We start from the raw sequence: 16,432 nt of genomic DNA, 5'->3' as shown, positions 1-16,432 counted from the left end.
TCCTCCGTACATCCCCCGTAAACGGACCGTGGTCCGCATTTTCACACTGACACATCGAAGCCGTAACAGGCAAGCAGGATCAGTGAGTTGCCCGCGCCTTTACCGATTGCATGGGCCGTTGACTGGTATCTGTACACTCCTCGGGAAACAGCTTCCGACGTCTCGGACACAACCACGTGCGCGACCAGCAGGTCAGTCGACTGACCGACATATCACACGGTCCACCCCGCGAACGGGCCGATGCCGCGCGGAACCGCAGCCGGATTCTGACCGTCGCCGCGGAGCTGTTCAGCGAGGAAGGCGTCGACTCGGTCTCCCTGGACGCCATCGCCGCACGCGCCGGGGTGGGCAAGGGCACGCTGTACCGCAGGTTCGGCAGCAAGGCGGGGCTGGCCGTGGCCCTTCTGGACGCGCAGGACCGGGAGTTGCAGGAGAAGATCCTCTTCGGCCCGCCACCGCTGGGGCCCGGCGCCGGCGCGCCGGAACGCGTGGCCGCCTTCTTCGACGCCTACTTCGATCTGCTCGACGCCAACCTGGAGCTGGTGCGCCTGTCGGAGACCACGGCCCCCGGCGTCCGATACCAAGTGGGCTCGTACCGCTTCTGGCAGCAGCACCTGAGCCTTCTGCTCGCCGAGGCGCAGCCCGGCCTCGACGCCGAGTGCACGGCCCATCTCCTGCTCGGGATGCTCGACGCCGATCTCCATCACGCCCTGCGCGAGAGCGAGTTCAGCCCTGGACGGGCCCGGGATGCCCTGACCGAGACGGTACGGCGGGTACTCGCAGGGTGAATCACCGACCGCGGGCCGCGGCGGGCAGCGGGGCCCGGGCTGTGGATCACGGGTCGCCGGCCGCGGGCGGCGCGGGTCGCGGGGCGCCGGTCGCCGGTCGCCGGTCGCCGGTCGCCGGTCGCCGGTCGCCGGTCGCCGGTCGCGCCGAGGATGCGCCGAGGGCATGCCGACCGGACCCCGGCGCGGCAGCGCATCCGAGGTCCGGTCATTACAGGCCATACAGGTCATACAGGTCATCCGCCAGAGGTCGGCTCAGCGGATCAGACCTCCCTGATCGCCTCGATCTCCAGCGACAGCTCGATCTCCTTGGAGACCAGGATGCCTCCGGTCTCCAGGGCCATGTTCCATGTGAGGCCCCAGTCCTCCCGGTTGATTTTGCCGCGGGCCGAGAACACCGTGCGGTCGTTGTTCCACGGGTCGCGCGCATAGCCGAGGTACTCGACATCGAGCGTGACCGAGCGCGTCACGTCCTTGATCGTCAAGTCTCCCGTGAGCTTGCCGGCCTTGCCGTCCCACTTGACGGCCGTCGAGGTGAAGACACCCTTCGGGTGGCTCTCCACATCGAAGAAGTCGCCGGAGCGCAAGTGGTCGTCCCGCGTCTTGTCGCCACTGTCCACCGAGGCCATGTCGATCACCGCGGTCACCTTGCTGTCCTCGGGGCGCTCCCCGACGTGCAGCGTGGCGTCGACGCCGGTGAACCGCCCGCGCACCTTGGTGAGCATGAAGTGCCGCCCCATGAAACCGACTTCGGCGTGTCCGGGGTCCACCTTCCAGGCCCCAGCGGCGGGGAGCTCGACGCCGTCCACGATGCGAGTCGGCGCTGCTGCGTTACTGGTCATCGTCCCTGTCCCATCTCTGTCCCTTGACTGCGAGGCGCACGTCGGCCGCGAGGCTCAGACGCCGGACTCGGTGGGCAGACCCGCGGCCTGCCAGTCTTCCTTGCCGTCCTCGTACGTGTAGACGTGGGCATAGCCCAGCTCGTCGAGACGCCTGGCCGCGATCCCCGAGTTCGCGCAGCTGCTGCTCGCGCAGTAGACGATCACTTCGGCCTGCTTGTCGGGCAGCACGCCCGGGGCGCGCTCGTCCACCTCGTCGTGCGGCAGCAGAAGCGCGCCCGGCAGGTGCGCCTCCTTGTAGTACGACTCGGGAAGGGCCTCGACCACCTTGACCCCACCTGCCTCGATCTTGCGCTTGACCTCGTCACGGCCAAGGTTCTGAATCGCCATGTCGCCAACCTCCAAGTGATCGGTGCGAACCCCGAGGGCGCCACACCGCCTAATGAGTGCGTACGCACACACCTTAACAAGTGCGTGCGCACACATGCAACAGGCATTAGACTGGAGCCGTGACTGAGCGGGATTACCAACTTGAGGCCTGGCGGGCTCTGCTCCTCGCGCACAACAGTGCGGTGCGCGCCATCGAAAGCGACGTCCAGCGCGACGGCCGCATCCCCCTGACGTGGTACGACGTCCTCCTGGAGCTCAAGGCGGCAGGTGAGCGCGGACTGCGGATGCAGGAGGTGGCGAGCCGCGTCGTACTGAGCCGGACGCGGGTGAGCCGCCTGGTCGACGAGATGGTGCGGGCCGGCCTCGTGACCAAGTCAGCCGATCCCCAGGACAAGCGGGTGTCCTGGGCGGCGATCACGGAGGAGGGTGCGCGGGCGTTGCGCGCGACCGCCCCCGTCTATCTGCGCAGCATCCGCCGGCACTTTTCCACGCATCTGTCGGACGAGGACGCGATGGTGATCGCGGAGGCCCTGCACAAGGTGGCGGACCAGGGTGGCGACGAGGTCCGCTGGGAGTGACGTGAGCGGCACTCCGGCACGCTCCTGGCGGCGGGTGGACGCACTTCCCCTCCTGGGGAGGCCCACAGGATGCCGCCCGACCGGCCTCGACGCGGCGCGCGTTGGCACCTCACCGCAGCGAGAGGCACGGGGCTCGCTGCGGACGATCTCACATCCGACCCGCTCAGAACCCCTGGGCCTTTTGCGTACACACCGTCGCGACCGCAAGCCAATGCGGCGCGCTGCTTCGCGATGCGTCTCTCACTGGGGGCCGGCCCCCATCGCCTGCTCGATGACGATTTTCCCGCGCCGCAGGATGAGGCGGAACTCGCCGAGCACAACGCGAAGGATTTACTCGCTCTGTTGTTTCAGTGACACCGCGTCCGCTACGCCGCTACCTGGCTTGACCGCCAGACGCCCGACGGATGGCTGGCCGTCCCGTGGCCCTCACACCCCCTCGGCAGTGCCGTCATCCCCCCTCGACACTCGCCAATCGGCTGATCAACACGTGACTCCGGAACCCGACGCCAACTTCCGCACGACTGAGCGGAGTTCCACTAGATCTGGGAGGTTCGCGGTGAGGTCCACTTGCTCAAGGAGGGCCAGCGCGGCCGTCGGTTCCAAGTCGCCGTACACATCGTGATGGCTGGCCAACAGACCCTGGAACAGCGGCCCGTGCAGTGCGGGGAGGCGCACGGCTGCGTCGTACGCCCTCTGCTTCACGTCCCAAGGCACGGGGCCCGAGCAGGCCAGAACTCGGCCGGCGCGACGAATCAGACCGTCCGGCGCCCCGGGCACGATGCGGTCGATGTCGTTCCCGAGCACCTCGGCGAAGGCCGCCGTGCTGGTGTCGTGATCCTCGAACCAGTCGACCCAGAGCGAGTAGGTGATGGCCTCGGGGTCCCGCGCCGCCTCCAGGCGTCGGCGATAGCCGTCCCACAGAACGTGGGCGGGCAGCGGCCCCTTCGCACCACGGTCCGCGCAGCGGATCTCGCACGTAACCCAGTAGTCGTCGAGGAGGTCCAGCAGACCGAAGGCCAAGAGGGTCTGCCCCACCCTGTCCAGGTTCTCGTCGGCGAACACCTCACAAGCCCAGGCGTGCGCGACCTCGTTGGCGGTGAGCGTACGCTCCGCCTCGATGTCGACCCACCCGTCCCCGAGCTCGACAACACCCCGCTCGGCGAGCCAACGCCGCGCATCCACCATCGCCTGTATCTCCATACGAAGAGTATGACAAGCGTGCCGAAGTGGTCCGATCACCACCAGCAGTTGAAAACATATCGATATCGGATCAGCCCCGTCGCGCGAGTCCGGGGCTGAATGCGGGCGTGGCCCGCCACACCGTTGTCCGCGAACACCAGCCGCCCGCCGACGGGTTGGACGACCCGGGGTGACTGTTCGATCAGCGAGCGATGATGTTACGCTCCCAGCGAGCCCCGTATGGGCCTACGCATGGAGGTAGCGGCTACTCAGCCATTGCAGAGATCGGCACGTTCCGTCTCTCGCAGCTCGTCAATTCCATTCCTGGGATTGCTGCGTCCGTCTTCACTGCGTAGGCATGCGGGGTATTTCTGTGTCGATTTCCGATGGCATGGCCCTCCTTCGCGATCAATCGACGCGGAAAGGCAGTGCATGAGCAAGGAACAGGCCGAGACATGGGAAGCACAGGCCGAGACATGGACGGGTTTCGACGTCAACGAATTCCAGCGGCAGGTCATTGCCGAGTTTCGGGCGAACAACGGGAAAGTGAGCGGCATGTTCGAGGGCTGGACATTGGCCGTGCTGACCACGGTCGGAGCCAAGAGCGGCCTGCGCAGGGAGAGCATCCTGGGCTATCTCGAATTCGACGGAAAAGGGATCGTCGTCGCGTCCTCGAATGGCGCTGACAAGCACCCGTCGTGGTACTACAACATCCGCAAGAACCCTATCGTGACGGTCGAGACGGGTAGCGACACCTATCAGGCGATCGCCGGCATCCCACCGGCCCAGGAGCGCGACCAGCTTTTCCGCCGCGTGATCGCCGCGGCGCCGGGATACGCCGACCACCAGGCCAAGACGACCCGGCAGATACCGGTCGTCGTACTGCATCGGATCGGCCCCAAGCCCGACGAGGAGCGGCTCAAGGGCATGGGCGACTGGATCGTTGAGGTGCATGACTGGCTGCGCAAGGAGCTTGAGACGCTCCGCGCCCAGGCGGACCAGGTGATCGAGAGTGGGGCGGGCACCATCGAGGGGACCCCACCGGATCTCGCCCAGCAGATGCGTTCCCACTGCCTCAACTTCTGCGGGGCGCTGAGGAAGCATCACGGCGGCGAGGACATGGCCATGTTCCCGATGCTGGCCAGGCAATTCCCCGCACTTGCTCCGGCGCTGGCCCAGCTCGGCGAGGAGCACAAGGTCGTGGCAGGCCTACAGGACGACATCCAGCAGCTCGTCGCCGGCTTCGTACCCGGTGAAGACGACCCCGCGCAGCTGCGCGCCGAGCTGGAGCGGCTGGCGAACCAGCTGGAGTCCCACTTCAGGTACGAGGAGGAGACGATAGTGACGGCGCTCAACGCGACGACCCTGGCTCCCGACTTCGGCTGATCATCCACCAGCGCCCCGGGCCGATCCCTCCCCCGGCCCGGGGTGCCCGCAGCGGGTCCGAGCCCGGTACGGGCATGCCGCGGCGCGGAGAAATGTGCTCCAGACGCCGTGGACAGCAGGCGTTGACTTGTTGCTCATGCGGGGGTGCCCGACCCGCCGTGGTCGCCAGGAGACTGCCTAGCGGGCCTTCTTCCTGTCGAACCAGATGGTGGCCGCTATGGGAACAAGCCCCGCCCAGAACAGGAGCCGAGGTCCGGGCAGGTCTGTCCAAGGGAAACCGGCCATCAGTAGGGCGCAGGCCATGGCCCAGCCCGATTGGGCGGCGACGACGCGGGCCCAGCGGCCGCGACGCATCAACGAGCGGATGTTGAGTCGCGTGCCGGTTCGAAGTCTGCGGTAGCGACGCCAGGCCCCGAAGGCCCAGATCGCGGCCATGATCACGATGGACCACAGGCGCTGGCCGATGGGCAGGGGCAGTTCGGGCGAAGGCTGGTCGTCCGAGGGGAAGAGGTTGATCATCGCGGCCGGCACGATGAGGCAGAGCAGTGCGAGCCATCGAGTGCCCCGCAGGAGGCGGTAGGTGGCCTGGTCGAGCTGCTGCTGCATGGACGGGGAATCGGGGTGGCCCGCGAGCGCGTCCGCGTACAGCTCGGCGGCTTCCGCGGCGCTCACGCCCGGCGCTTGGGCGGCCTTCCTCGTCTGCCGGGCGACAGCCTCGTAGTGGGTCGGATCGATGCGGAGGATGGCCTCGTCGAGTTGGTCGGAGACGGTCTCATTGCCGCAGGCGGAGGCGATGCGCTGCGCGACCTCGTGGGCGTAGATGTCCTCGGGGCCAAGACGCAGTGCTTCCATCGCGATCTCGGCCGCCTCGCGGGAGACCCGATCGGTGTCGCTGGCACTCAGCTTCCCGCCACCGCCTCTTGCGAGGGCGAATCGGACCAACGCGACTCGCCATACAGTGTCCGCGAGCATGGCCCGGGCGTAGGAGTCGTGAGGAGCCACCCGGACTGCCTCACGCAGTACGGGTTCGACGTTGAGCCAGCCCTCGTCGTCCGTCATCGCCTGAGCACGCAGCATCAGCGCGCCGTAGTCCTCAGGAGCGATCTTGAGAGCCTCGTCGGCTGCTTCCAGCGCCTGCTTCGGACCGTCCGTGTGGAAGCGGCAGTAGCCGATCTTGACCCAGGCGCGCACGTCGTCGGGCGCCTCGGCAACGCGGCGCCCGAGCAGAGCCAGGGCCTGGTCGTACCGTTCGAACTCGATCAGGGCCTGGGCCTGTTCGACGGTCGGGTGCAGCTCGGTCACAGCATCCGCCGCTTCTTGAGGTAGGCGACCAGGTCGTCGTACATGCCACCGTCGTTGGCGTACATCGCGACATTGCGCGCCGAGGCGAACCAGGGCTCGGTCGAGGACGTCGTCTGCCTGGCGGCATCCAGGAGATCCTTCATGCCGATCATGCGGACGACACCGGTGCGCGCCGAGTCGAGGAGCGCGGTCTCGGCCGCGGACTCGCACAGGTGGGCGAGATCGGCGCCGGACCGGCCTTCGGTCAGTTTGACGAGCTTGCCCAAGTCGACCTTCTCGATGGGGCGTTCGCGCAAGTGGTAGCGGAGAATCGCCTCGCGTGCCGGAGCATCGGGCGGCAGCACCAGAAGGGTGCGGTCGAAGCGGCCCGGGCGGCGCAGGGCGATGTCGACGTCCCAGGGGACGTTCGTCGCGGCGAGTACGAAGACGCCCTCGTTCGCGGCGGCGTTGATGCCGTCGAGCTCGGTCAGGAGCTGGTTGACGGTGTTGCGCATGCCTGCGCTCTGCGTGCGGCTGCGCTTGCCGCCCAAGGCGTCCAGCTCGTCGAGGAACACGACACAGGGGGCCTGCCGGCGGGCCGTCTCGAAGAGCTCGTGCATGTTGCGCTCGGAGTTGCCGATCCACATGTCGAGCACGTCGTTGACCGACACGGACAGGAAGCTCGCGCCGAGTTCGCCCGCCACGGCGCGTGCCACGAACGTCTTGCCGCAGCCGGGAGGCCCGTACAGAAGGAGGCCCCCACGCAGGCTTTTGCCGTACAGCTTGCGCAGTTCCGGGTTGCGCAAGGGCGCGAGGAACGCGGCCTCCAGGCGGTCCTTGACGTCCCGCATGCCGCCCACGTCGGCCAGGCGCACCGTGCCCGGAGCATCCACCTCCCAGGCGGGAGACTCCCCGGGGTCGCCGCTGCCGTCGGTGGCAAGGGGTGCTTCCACGAACCGGGGTGGAATCACATCCTTGACCTGGTCAGTGGCGGCGTCCCAGTTGAACGCAGCATCAACTTCGTTCTCTGTAACCGGAGTTGGCGCACCCGGCGGCAGCTCACCCGCGAGGTTCGCGGCAGCGGGCGGCACCCCCATCGCGCGTGCCATCAACGCTCTGGCCTGGTCATCACCGGGCACGCGCTGTAGCGCGACGGCCGCTTCGATGATCGCCGCATCCGGCTGTCCGGCGTCCAGGAGCAAGCTACCCAAGTGCAGCCGCAGCGGCACGTCGTCGGGTGCCGCCTCAACGGCCATGCGCAAGCTACGGATCAGGGGAGAGACCTCAGACATGCGGCCACCTTACGGTCACCACACCACCCCTCCGCCCCCGGGCCCACAGGCGACAATCCGCCATCCAGCCGCCCGCCGTACGCTGCCGCCCGCTTCAACGACGCCCAAGTTGAAGATGCGTGTCCCCGGAAGCCCTTCCCAAGGAACCAACTACGCCATCGCGACGCGTGTGCTGGGTGCCGGTGCTCCTCGCCGTGACATTGTTCACGTTCACTACTGAGGCCGGTCCAAGGAGGCAGACGCCTGGGAGGTCTCGGTCGTGAGCCGTAGGAGCACCAGTCGGCTGTAGGGAACGTCGTCTGCGGTCCGGCGCAGGAAGACGTGTGCGTCCTCGGCGGCCATGCCGCGCCGCACGTACTGCTCGGCGAGGTCCATCGACCACGGGGCCAGGGCGGACGGATCGGGGTCACGGCTCAGGGCGTCGAAGACCTCTCCCGCCAGCCAGGCGGCGAGGCGGGTGGTCCAGAGTGCCGCGAAATCCCCCTCACCGCCGTCGAGCCCGAGCAGCACACACTCCCGCTCCGCCCCGGCCATCCGCTCCCGGGTCACCTCCCGCGCCGTGGGCATCAACTCACGTACGAGCAAACGGACTTCGAGCCAGTCGGGACGGTACTCGCCCCTGTCGTCGAGCCCGTCCCAGCCCGCCGTCCACTCCGGCGGCGGCTCCGGTGCGGACAGCGGGGCCGACGGCAGCAGAGCTTCGAGTGCCGCCCGCGCCCGAACGGCATCGACCGGAACAGCCAGGGCTCCCCCGGCGGCGGTGGGCAGTGCGCGCGCGGCGGCCGGAAGCAACGGCTCCTCGCCGTCCACCGCCAGCAGACCCCGGGCACGGTATCCCTCCCGGCGCAGCGCGAACAGCCGCTCGCGGGCCCAGAGCCTGTCCCCCTCACCGATCCCCCGGTCCCGGGCGAGTTCGAGCAGCCCCCGCTCGCCGTGCGGGGCCCCGAGCCCGGACAGCAGGTTGACCGCCTCGTGCGCGGCCAGTCCGGCACGCACCAGCCGCACGGCCACACCGGCCGCTGCGGCCGGCGCCACCAGCCGCGCCCGCTCCGCCCGCTCGCGCAGCTCCCGCACCAGCCCTGCGGCCTCGCCGGAAAGCTCCTGCCGACGCCACTGGGCCGCGAACCGGGCCGACTGCCCGGCGGTGAGGTCAGGCGGCTGCCCCCGCCCCGACCGGCTCTCCTCGTACACCTCATAGAGGTCCCACAGCTCATCGGTCCAGCCCGTACCGACCGGCGGCACCGCGCCGAGAACCGCCGCGAGCGCGTCCAGCACCGACTGCTCGGCACACCCGGCCCGCCCGGCACGTTCCGTCATCGCGTCGCTTCCCCTTCCGCCAGGAAACTCACCCACATACGCGAGCTCTCCGACGCACCCCCACTCCTACCTCCAGCCCGAGGGCCTGATCGCAGGCTGCGGAGCGGGCGTTTCGTCGTGGTGGATAGTCTGTCAGCATGCTTGTTACGGGGATCCTGCTCATAGTCTTGGCCGGGGCGGGATGCGCCTATCTGTCATGGCAGTTGATGAACCGGCTGCGCTCGGTGTTCAGCGGCATCGCCGTGGAGGGCCGGTGTGTGCGCCGCTACTCCACGGACAGCATGGACAGTGGCACTCAATGGCATCACGTGCATGGCTTCACCACCCTTGAGGGCCAGTACGTGGAATTCGAGGAAGACGTCCTGCTGCTGGCTGAGGGCGACTCGCTGACGGTCCGGTATCGCCCGGAAAACCCCGCGCGCTCCGCGACCGTCATGGGTCCTGGCGGAGCTTGGTCCCCTTTGTTCGGTCAGCTGTTCGGCATCATGATCACCGGCTTGTTCGCGCTCTTCGGCCTGGTATTGGTCTGGCTGTACTTTCGATACTGAGCTGCGCTTCCCGTACAGACGCTTCCCGTACAGAAGGGAAGGGACCGGCTGTCGGCTCGCTGCGGCAGTGCGCGGCCTGCGCACCCCGCCCTCGAAGGGGCTGGTCGGATCCGTCATCCTTCGCTGAGATACGCGCAGCTCACTCCCCTCATCCGGAGCCGCGTCATCGGTCCTCTAGGCTGGCATGGTGACTGATGAGCAGGGGCGGGTGCAGCCGTCGGGAGTGTGGGCCACGGCGGTAGGGGTGGCCCGGGTGCGGGCGCTGGAGACCGGGCGGGAGAACGCGCTGTTCCGCGACCCGCTGGCCCAGGCCTTCGCCACCGCCGGCGGCCTGTGGCCCTCCTCGAAGCCTCTCGCCGATGACCAGGCCGCGCAACGGCGTCGGATGGCCGTGGCGTTCTCCATCGTCATCAGGACCAAGTTCCTCGACGACCTGTTGTGGGAGGCTTCCGCGTCCGGGGTGCGGCAGGTTGTACTGCTCGGCGCCGGCATGGACAGCAGGGCCTTCCGGATGGACTGGCCCGACGGCACCCGGCTGTTCGAGGTCGACACTGCCGCGCCACTGGACTTCAAGGCTTCGGTGCTGCGCGAGGAGCGCGCCGTCGCGCGCTGCGAGCGGATCACCGTCCCGGTGGATCTGCGTGAGGACTGGCCCGGCGCACTGGCCGCCGCAGGGCACGACCCGGCCGTCCCGACTGTGTGGATCGCCGAAGGGCTGTTGATCTACCTGCCCGAGGACGCAGTCGAGTTGCTGCTGACCCGGATCGGCGCGCAGTCGGCGGCCGGCAGTCGGCTGGGGCTGACGTTGGGCTCGCGCGGTGTTCTGGAACGCTTCGGAGCGGACGCCGCGCCTGGATCGGCGGCGTCCATGTGGGTCTCGGAGATGCCCGACGACCCGGTGGCCTGGCTGGCCGGGCACGGCTGGCAGGCCACCAGTCACACCTTGCGTGAACGTGCCGCCGCCTATGGCCGACCGATCAGCACCCCGCCGCAGCACGAGGAAGGACCCGGCGGCTTGATCTCGGCGGTCCTCCGATAGGCCGCTCCCCCAGCGGCGACGGGGCCTACTGGGACTTACCTGAACCCTGATGAGCAGGAGAGGCCCTAGCGCACCGGCTGCGGCGCGGCGCTCAGGCGCAGGCAGCGCGGCTGCCAGTTCTGGCTCCAGTACCAGCGGATGGCGTCGCGGGTGTTCGGACCGTAGACGCCGTCCGCGGTGACGCCCGCCATCTGCTGGGCCCGCTTGAGGGCCTTCGTGGTTGCGGGGCCGAAGTCGCCGTCCTCGGCGAGGCGGGTGACTCCGTCGTAGTAGCACCCGTTCAGGGTCTGCTGGAGGGCGCGGACGCTCTCGCCGCGGTTGCCCGCCTGCAACGAGCAGAAGTTGCTCTGGGCTGCGTCGAGCGGCACCACGGTCACGTAACCGGCGGCGTCGGTGTATCCGGCGAAGCTGGAGCAGACCGGCATCGCGGCGGATGCCGGCGCGGCGCCGGTGGCGACCGCGCCGAGCGCGATCGTGGCGATGGCGGCGAAGCTGGCGAGTATGCGCTTCATGACTGGGCTCCCCTTGGAATGCGTCATCGGTAGGTGCCGCCGGAGGGCGACGACCGAAAGCTAACAACGCATCACCGACCGCCGTCTCCCCTCTTCCGCCCCGTCCCAGCCGTCCCGCCCGTCCCACCAACTACCGGGACGCCAAGGCACAGACTCCGAGCCCGCCCTTCCCACATCGGCACCGCTTTCTCCTCACCACGTCCCAGGGACGGCGAGGACGGCAGGGGACGGCGATGACGGGTAGGACGAGGAGGACGGCGGGAAGGTGTCGAGGGGAGTGCGGCCCTGCGGGGCCCTCGGGCGCGGGCCCCGCAGGAACGGGTTCAGGAGCTGGCGTGGCTCCCGTCGTCGCAGAACATCGGAATGTTGGAGGTGCCGCCCGGGAAGCCGGAGGGTACGGCCTTGAGGCTCCAGGGGTTGCCGCCGTTGCCCTTCACCTCCGTGCCGCAGGATCCGTATCCGGTGTGGTGGTCGTCGCCCAGTGGCAGGTTGGAGAAGGACCGGAAGTCGCCGCGCTGGACGGGGCCGCTCGTAGGCCGGCCGTTCTGGTCGACCATGTGTCCGTCGAGGTAGAGGTACAGGTTGGGCATGTAGCTCTGGTATACGAGCCCTGTGGCCGGAGTGTCGTCGATGTTGGCCGCGGCGGTGGACTTGACCGTTCCGCCGGCGCAGAAGCCCATGCTGACGTTCTGCCAGATCGGGGGTGCCATGTTGAACAGCGACCCCTGCGGGTTGCCACCGCCGTCGAGTGCGGGCTTGCGGAAGAACAGGCTGTAGATGTCGCCGGCCGTGTCCGCGACCTCGGCGGGGATGGAGCGCTGGTCCGCCAGACCCTTCAGCTTGCTCACCCACGCGCTCATCTGGGCATCGGTGTTGGGTGCTTCATCGAGTGGCCGGTAGCCGATGCTGCCGCCGCTGACGTACTTGGTGGTCAGGCACGTGCCGGTGGAGTCGATGGCGGTCGGCTGCTGACCCGAGCGGTAGGCCTGGCCGGGGGTGACGCCGGTCTCCAGCGGATTGGCGACATGGGTCGTCTGACCGGTGACGTTGCCGTCCTTGGCGTCGAAGGACAGGTCGGGCAGGGTGACGCCCAGTGATCCGTAGTCCTTGACCGTGGCCTGGACGAAGTCCCGGGCGAACGGGGCGATTTCGGTGTTCCCTGTCCTGCCGGAGTCCTTCAGTTCCTCGGACCCTGGAATGATCTTTCCGTCCGGGCCGACGACGTATGACGTGTCGATATGCGTCTTGATCTTGTAGGAGCGGTCGTCGTCGAAGGTGTGCTCGTCGATCGTGGCCGGCGGCGCGGGTATCGCGAAGCCGAGCCAGTCGGACTGGGAGGGATGGCTGTTGGGGTCCGTTCCCGCCTTTTCGACGTCCGCGCCCCAGGCCTTGACGGCGGTGGACACGTTGGTGCCGAGACAGAGGTCGTTGTACACGGCGTTGTTGCAGACCTGGAAGTTGGACAGACCCACCAGCCTGCCGTGGTTGTCGTAGGTCGGGCCGCCCGTGGTGCGCGAGTGCGCCCAGTCGTAGATGGTCCGACGCGTGCGCATGGGGGTGTTCATGAGCCAGGGCGTGTCGGTGTCCAGATTCTGGTTGCTCTCGAAGATCGCGGCGGCGTCGAAGGTGTGGTGCTCGTACGTCCCCGCCACCGGAACGAACGCCAGCGCGTCGTAGGCGACGTCGAGGTCGCCGGAGGTTGCGTCGCCGGTGACGTTGGTGAGGGAGACCTTGGCGTTGGATCCCAGCTGGAAATAGCCGACGGTCACCCAGTCGTTGTTGGCCTTCGACTGGTCGATGACCCGCTCTCGGACCTTGCCGTCCTTCGTGGTGATCTCGTAGTGCGCGCTCTTCGTCGTGTGTGAGGGGTAGGGGACGAAGGCCTGAATCCGGTAGATGTGATCGCCGAGGTGTGGCGTCCACGTACCGCTGGTCGTGAGGTAGTTGTCCCAGTTGTTGGGCTGACGGGCATGGGAGAACCAGTAGTGCCCCCCGAAGCCGCCACCGATCTGGTGCAGGTCCTCCTTGGCCTCGTACCGTCCCATGTCATCGGGACGGAATTCCCACGAGAACGAGCCGTTGCTGGACCAGCCCCGGGTGGCGCAGCGATTCTGCGGGGCCCCGTCCGGTTCGTCGTCGACGAGTACCGTGCCGCTGGGCAGCGACCCCGAGTCGCAGGGCCCGAGCTTCGGATGGGCGTCTCCGGGCTCGCCGCGCACCGTCTTGTAGGTGAGGTACTCGTTGCCGCACTCGCCGACCGGGCCGCCCGGAACCGTGGGCTTGGTACCGCAGTTCTTCCAGGTGACGTCGTGGTTGAACCAGTGCTGGTTGTAACAGGCCACGGTGTGGCACACGGGAGGGTTGAGCGGGTCGCATCCATTGGTGGTGTCACAGAACGTCGTGACGGGTGGCTTGATGCCGTAGGTGCGCTCAGAGGTGTTGACCCACCATGCCGCGGCGAAGCCGTGGGTGTTGCCCTTGTTCAGGTTGCCGTTGTCGTCGTAGGAGTGCCCGGTGTCGATGGGGAACGCTCCCCATCCCATCACCTTCTCCTCGTAGGACCAGTTCTGCGGCTTGGCGGCGTCCGCGTAGTGGTTGTTGTCCAGGAACGCCCCGCGGTCCATCGGGTACTTGGGGTTGGAGGGATTGTTGGCCCAGCCCAGGCCCCAGGCGGAAGGGTCGTCCGTGTTGCTTCCGCGCGGGTTCAGGCCGCCGTTGTAGTCCCAGACCGCAGCGAACCAGTTCTCCGGGCGCGCCGCGTCGTCGTCATTGAGCTTGATCTGCGTTCCGGCAGTGTGCAGTTCGTTCCACTTGTCCTGGAGGATGCGTACCGAGTACGCGATCCCGGTGGCGTAGTCGAGGGCGACGGCCCGCTGCTGGTCGGGAGGCAGCAGCGACTCGCCCGGCTTGGGGTGCCCGGACAGGCGCATGCCATCGGTGGCCTGGCCGATGCCGTAGCCGCAGTCGGCCTTGTCCCAGTCGATTTTCCAGACGCGGTTGGGGTCGTACCCCGTGGTCCCGGGATAGATGTTGGTCCCGTAGAAGTTGCCGATCAGCGGGTTGCCGTACTCACCCGGTTCGGCGTGCGAGCTGGCCTGCCAGAGATTTGATTCCTGCGTCAGGATGCCCAGCATGACCTGGGCGGGAATCCGACCGCCGCCTGCCACGGGGAGCGGCGGGAACATGCCCTGGGGCGACCAGGCCGACAGGCCCGAGTTGTGCCAGTTGGCGGGACGGGTGATGTGGTCGGAGGTGAGGAGCCCACGGATGGCCATGTCCGCCGCCCACTCCACCTGAGCGGGTGTCGGCTGGTAGACCTGTGTGTTCACGTCGTTGCGCGGAACCGAGCAAGAGCGTTCCCCGTCCACCGGATCGGCGGCACTGTCTCCGGCGGCCGCGCTCTTCGCCCCCGATGCTACGAGCGCCCTCTTCACGACTGTGCGCCCTCCCGCGATGAACGGGAGCAACGGTGAGGGTTTGGCACCGGTGGCGGTCTGGGCGGCGGTGGGCTGGGTGGTGACCGTGAAGCCCAGCGGCTTGCCGGCGTCCGTGGCCGTCGCCTTGATGTCGACGGGCTCGGCAGTCTTCGTACGTGCTCGCAGCGGCGAGGCCACCTTGTCCGCGAGGTGCTGCGGGGCTGACTGCACCACCGCCAGCCTGCCCTCCGTGGACAGCTCGGCCTGGGCCGGCGCGGAGGAGAGGCGCCGCACGGAGTGGGGAAGCTTGCCTACGGACTTCGGCCGGCCCGTCACGAAGACCTTGCCGGCCGCGCCCTGGGCCAGGCCGACCTGCCCCACACCGCCTTCGGCCAGGGTGGTGACGGTGCGCCCCTGGAGATGCTGGACCTGGACTGTCCCACCGCGGGCGGGCTCCAGGAAGGCGACGTTGCCGTCGGCGTCGGGGTGCAGGCGTGTCGCCGTCCCGTGCGTGGTCGCGACGACCTGCGCCTTGCCGCCCGGCGCGACCTTGATCAGGTGCGGCCCCGCGGCGGCCATGACCTCCTTGCCCATCGGGATCGCGGAGGTCGCCTGGCCGTCGACCGCACTCGTGGAGACGACCTTCCCGGAGGTGGCATCGACCGTCTGGAGGTGGGTCTGCTCACCCTTCGCTTCGGAGCTCGCCTGGGTGACCACCACGTTCTCGCCGACGCCGCAGCCGGGGTCGAAGTAGGCGAGGCTCGCGTTCAGGGCCAGCTTGGTCACCTTCCCCGACTCCAGGTCCACCACTGCCGTGAAGGCACCGCGGTCGAAGAGCTCGGGCCGGTTCGTGAACGCCCGGGGCGCGTACACGGCCACGGCTCTCTTGCCCGATCCGGTGACACAGGCGTTGCCGATCCACTGATCGGTCTCAAGCCCCGGCTCGGACAACGTGGCCACCGTCCGCCAGGTGTAGCCGGTGTTGGCGTCCGCGACCAGCACGTGGAAGCCGGTGGAGTCGCCTGCCGTCGTCCAGGCACGGTCGGTGGAGTTCTTCCAGTCCTTGCCGAGTACGTCGGCGCGCTGGTCGGGAGCGACCGTGTTGGGCTGCGAATCAGCGGGCTGCGGGGCGGCGGCCCCGGCCTGTCCTGCCCAGGCGACGCTGCCCTGCAACAGCCCGGCCACCACGGCCAGAGCTGCCGACACGAGCAACGGCACCCGCGCGGTGCGGGTGGGTCTATGAAGTCTCAAAGGGAATCCCGGTGTTGTCAGGAGTAGGCGTGTTGGCAGTACGCGGGGAGAGCCATCGAAAACAGATCAGCGGCAGAGCCATGCCCTGCCGCTGATCTGGGAGAGCTGAGACCCGAAGCACCGAGCCGGCGTCCTTCGGGGTCCCAAGCGAACCGCACGCTAGCCCCGGGACTACGCCTTGCGCGCGTCCCGTACGTCCCCGAAACATGCCTGGGAACAGGGGCGTTGACGGGATGGCTACTGGGACGGCAACCGGGACGGAAACCGGACGGCAACCGGGACGGAAGCTGGGACGGAAACCGGGACAGATGCCGGAACGGAGCTGGGGCACCGGCTATCGGCCGCTGTCATAAGCACGGTATTTTCGCCCCGCCGCGCCCTGCCTGCATCGCCCCGCCTACCACTCCGCACCGCATCCCCATGGAGCTACGCAGCGAGGCCCGTGCAGTTCCCGAGGCCCGTATGCCTCCCCTTTCCGGCTCGAAGAGCGCCGACCGCCGAGCGCGGAAGGCACACTTCCGTAGCCCTGAAATCCACCAGGGAAGAAAGGCGAGTTGGGGTCCGACTCTGTTCCCGCAGACCCTGGCCCTCCGTCTGGGCGCGGCCGCGATCCGTACGG

General features: G+C 68.4%; 13 protein-coding genes. 5 read left to right on the top strand and 8 right to left on the bottom strand.

Annotated features, from left to right (window positions below):
* Nucleotides 1-176 precede the first annotated feature (176 nt).
* On the top strand, nt 177-788 hold the full coding sequence (locus tag ACFYNP_RS12640) for a TetR/AcrR family transcriptional regulator (RefSeq protein WP_388419519.1): 612 nt from the start codon (nt 177-179) through the stop codon (nt 786-788).
* 260 nt (nt 789-1,048) lie between these two features.
* On the opposite strand, the gene ACFYNP_RS12635 is transcribed toward ACFYNP_RS12640, so the two are convergent.
* Together ACFYNP_RS12635 and ACFYNP_RS12630 are read right to left on the bottom strand one after the other, a co-directional pair.
* Complete coding sequence (locus ACFYNP_RS12635; RefSeq protein WP_388419521.1) at nt 1,049-1,627, bottom strand: YceI family protein; 579 nt, start codon at nt 1,625-1,627, stop codon at nt 1,049-1,051.
* Nucleotides 1,628-1,681: 54 nt separating this feature from the next.
* On the bottom strand, nt 1,682-2,014 hold the full coding sequence (locus tag ACFYNP_RS12630) for a rhodanese-like domain-containing protein (RefSeq protein ID WP_345261177.1): 333 nt from the start codon (nt 2,012-2,014) through the stop codon (nt 1,682-1,684).
* Between the two features lie 119 nt (nt 2,015-2,133).
* Here ACFYNP_RS12630 and ACFYNP_RS12625 point away from each other — a divergent pair, with 119 nt between their 5' ends.
* Nucleotides 2,134-2,592, top strand: coding sequence for a MarR family winged helix-turn-helix transcriptional regulator (locus tag ACFYNP_RS12625; RefSeq protein WP_388785086.1), 459 nt, complete (start codon nt 2,134-2,136; stop codon nt 2,590-2,592).
* Between the two features lie 480 nt (nt 2,593-3,072).
* On the opposite strand, the gene ACFYNP_RS12620 is transcribed toward ACFYNP_RS12625, so the two are convergent.
* Entirely contained in the window at nt 3,073-3,792 is a 720-nt protein-coding gene (locus ACFYNP_RS12620) for a hypothetical protein (RefSeq protein ID WP_388785084.1), read from the bottom strand.
* 411 nt (nt 3,793-4,203) lie between these two features.
* Here ACFYNP_RS12620 and ACFYNP_RS12615 point away from each other — a divergent pair, with 411 nt between their 5' ends.
* Nucleotides 4,204-5,157 (top strand): nitroreductase/quinone reductase family protein, encoded by a 954-nt coding sequence (locus tag ACFYNP_RS12615; RefSeq protein WP_388785082.1) that lies wholly within the window; start codon nt 4,204-4,206, stop codon nt 5,155-5,157.
* 177 nt (nt 5,158-5,334) lie between these two features.
* Here the strand turns inward: ACFYNP_RS12615 and ACFYNP_RS12610 are convergent, their stop codons facing one another.
* The 3 genes from ACFYNP_RS12610 to ACFYNP_RS12600 all read right to left on the bottom strand — a co-directional run bounded on the left by ACFYNP_RS12610 (nt 5,335) and on the right by ACFYNP_RS12600 (nt 9,047).
* Nucleotides 5,335-6,459 carry a tetratricopeptide repeat protein gene (locus ACFYNP_RS12610; protein ID WP_388785080.1) on the bottom strand — a complete coding sequence of 375 codons (1,125 nt, stop codon included), beginning with the start codon at nt 6,457-6,459 and terminating at the stop codon, nt 5,335-5,337.
* Nucleotides 6,456-7,730: an ATP-binding protein gene (locus ACFYNP_RS12605; protein ID WP_388785079.1), complete on the bottom strand. Its 1,275-nt coding sequence runs from the start codon at nt 7,728-7,730 to the stop codon at nt 6,456-6,458. Before ACFYNP_RS12605 ends, ACFYNP_RS12610 begins: the two co-directional genes overlap by 4 nt.
* 213 nt (nt 7,731-7,943) lie before the next feature.
* A complete protein-coding gene (locus ACFYNP_RS12600) occupies nt 7,944-9,047 on the bottom strand; it encodes a hypothetical protein (protein WP_388785078.1) in 1,104 nt (367 codons plus the stop codon).
* 137 nt (nt 9,048-9,184) lie between these two features.
* On the opposite strand from ACFYNP_RS12600, the gene ACFYNP_RS12595 reads away from it, so the two are divergent.
* Together ACFYNP_RS12595 and ACFYNP_RS12590 are read left to right on the top strand one after the other, a co-directional pair.
* Nucleotides 9,185-9,595 (top strand): DUF3592 domain-containing protein, encoded by a 411-nt coding sequence (locus ACFYNP_RS12595; protein WP_388409798.1) that lies wholly within the window; start codon nt 9,185-9,187, stop codon nt 9,593-9,595.
* 187 nt (nt 9,596-9,782) lie between these two features.
* Nucleotides 9,783-10,634 carry a class I SAM-dependent methyltransferase gene (locus ACFYNP_RS12590; RefSeq protein ID WP_388785076.1) on the top strand — a complete coding sequence of 284 codons (852 nt, stop codon included), beginning with the start codon at nt 9,783-9,785 and terminating at the stop codon, nt 10,632-10,634.
* A gap of 65 nt (nt 10,635-10,699) precedes the next feature.
* On the opposite strand, the gene ACFYNP_RS12585 is transcribed toward ACFYNP_RS12590, so the two are convergent.
* The gene (locus tag ACFYNP_RS12585) at nt 10,700-11,146 is read right to left on the bottom strand and encodes a peptidoglycan-binding protein (protein WP_388785074.1); all 447 of its coding nucleotides are present in this window, start codon (nt 11,144-11,146) and stop codon (nt 10,700-10,702) included.
* Nucleotides 11,147-11,469: 323 nt separating this feature from the next.
* On the bottom strand, nt 11,470-15,768 hold the full coding sequence (locus ACFYNP_RS12580) for a hypothetical protein (protein WP_388785072.1): 4,299 nt from the start codon (nt 15,766-15,768) through the stop codon (nt 11,470-11,472).
* Between the last annotated feature and the right edge of the window lie 664 nt (nt 15,769-16,432).

It is taken from the genome of Streptomyces sp. NPDC006691 (assembly GCF_042869955.1).
GTDB lineage: Bacteria > Actinomycetota > Actinomycetes > Streptomycetales > Streptomycetaceae > Streptomyces.
Note: the sequence above shows the minus strand (reverse complement) of the source record. Positions and strands in the feature narration are given on the sequence as shown.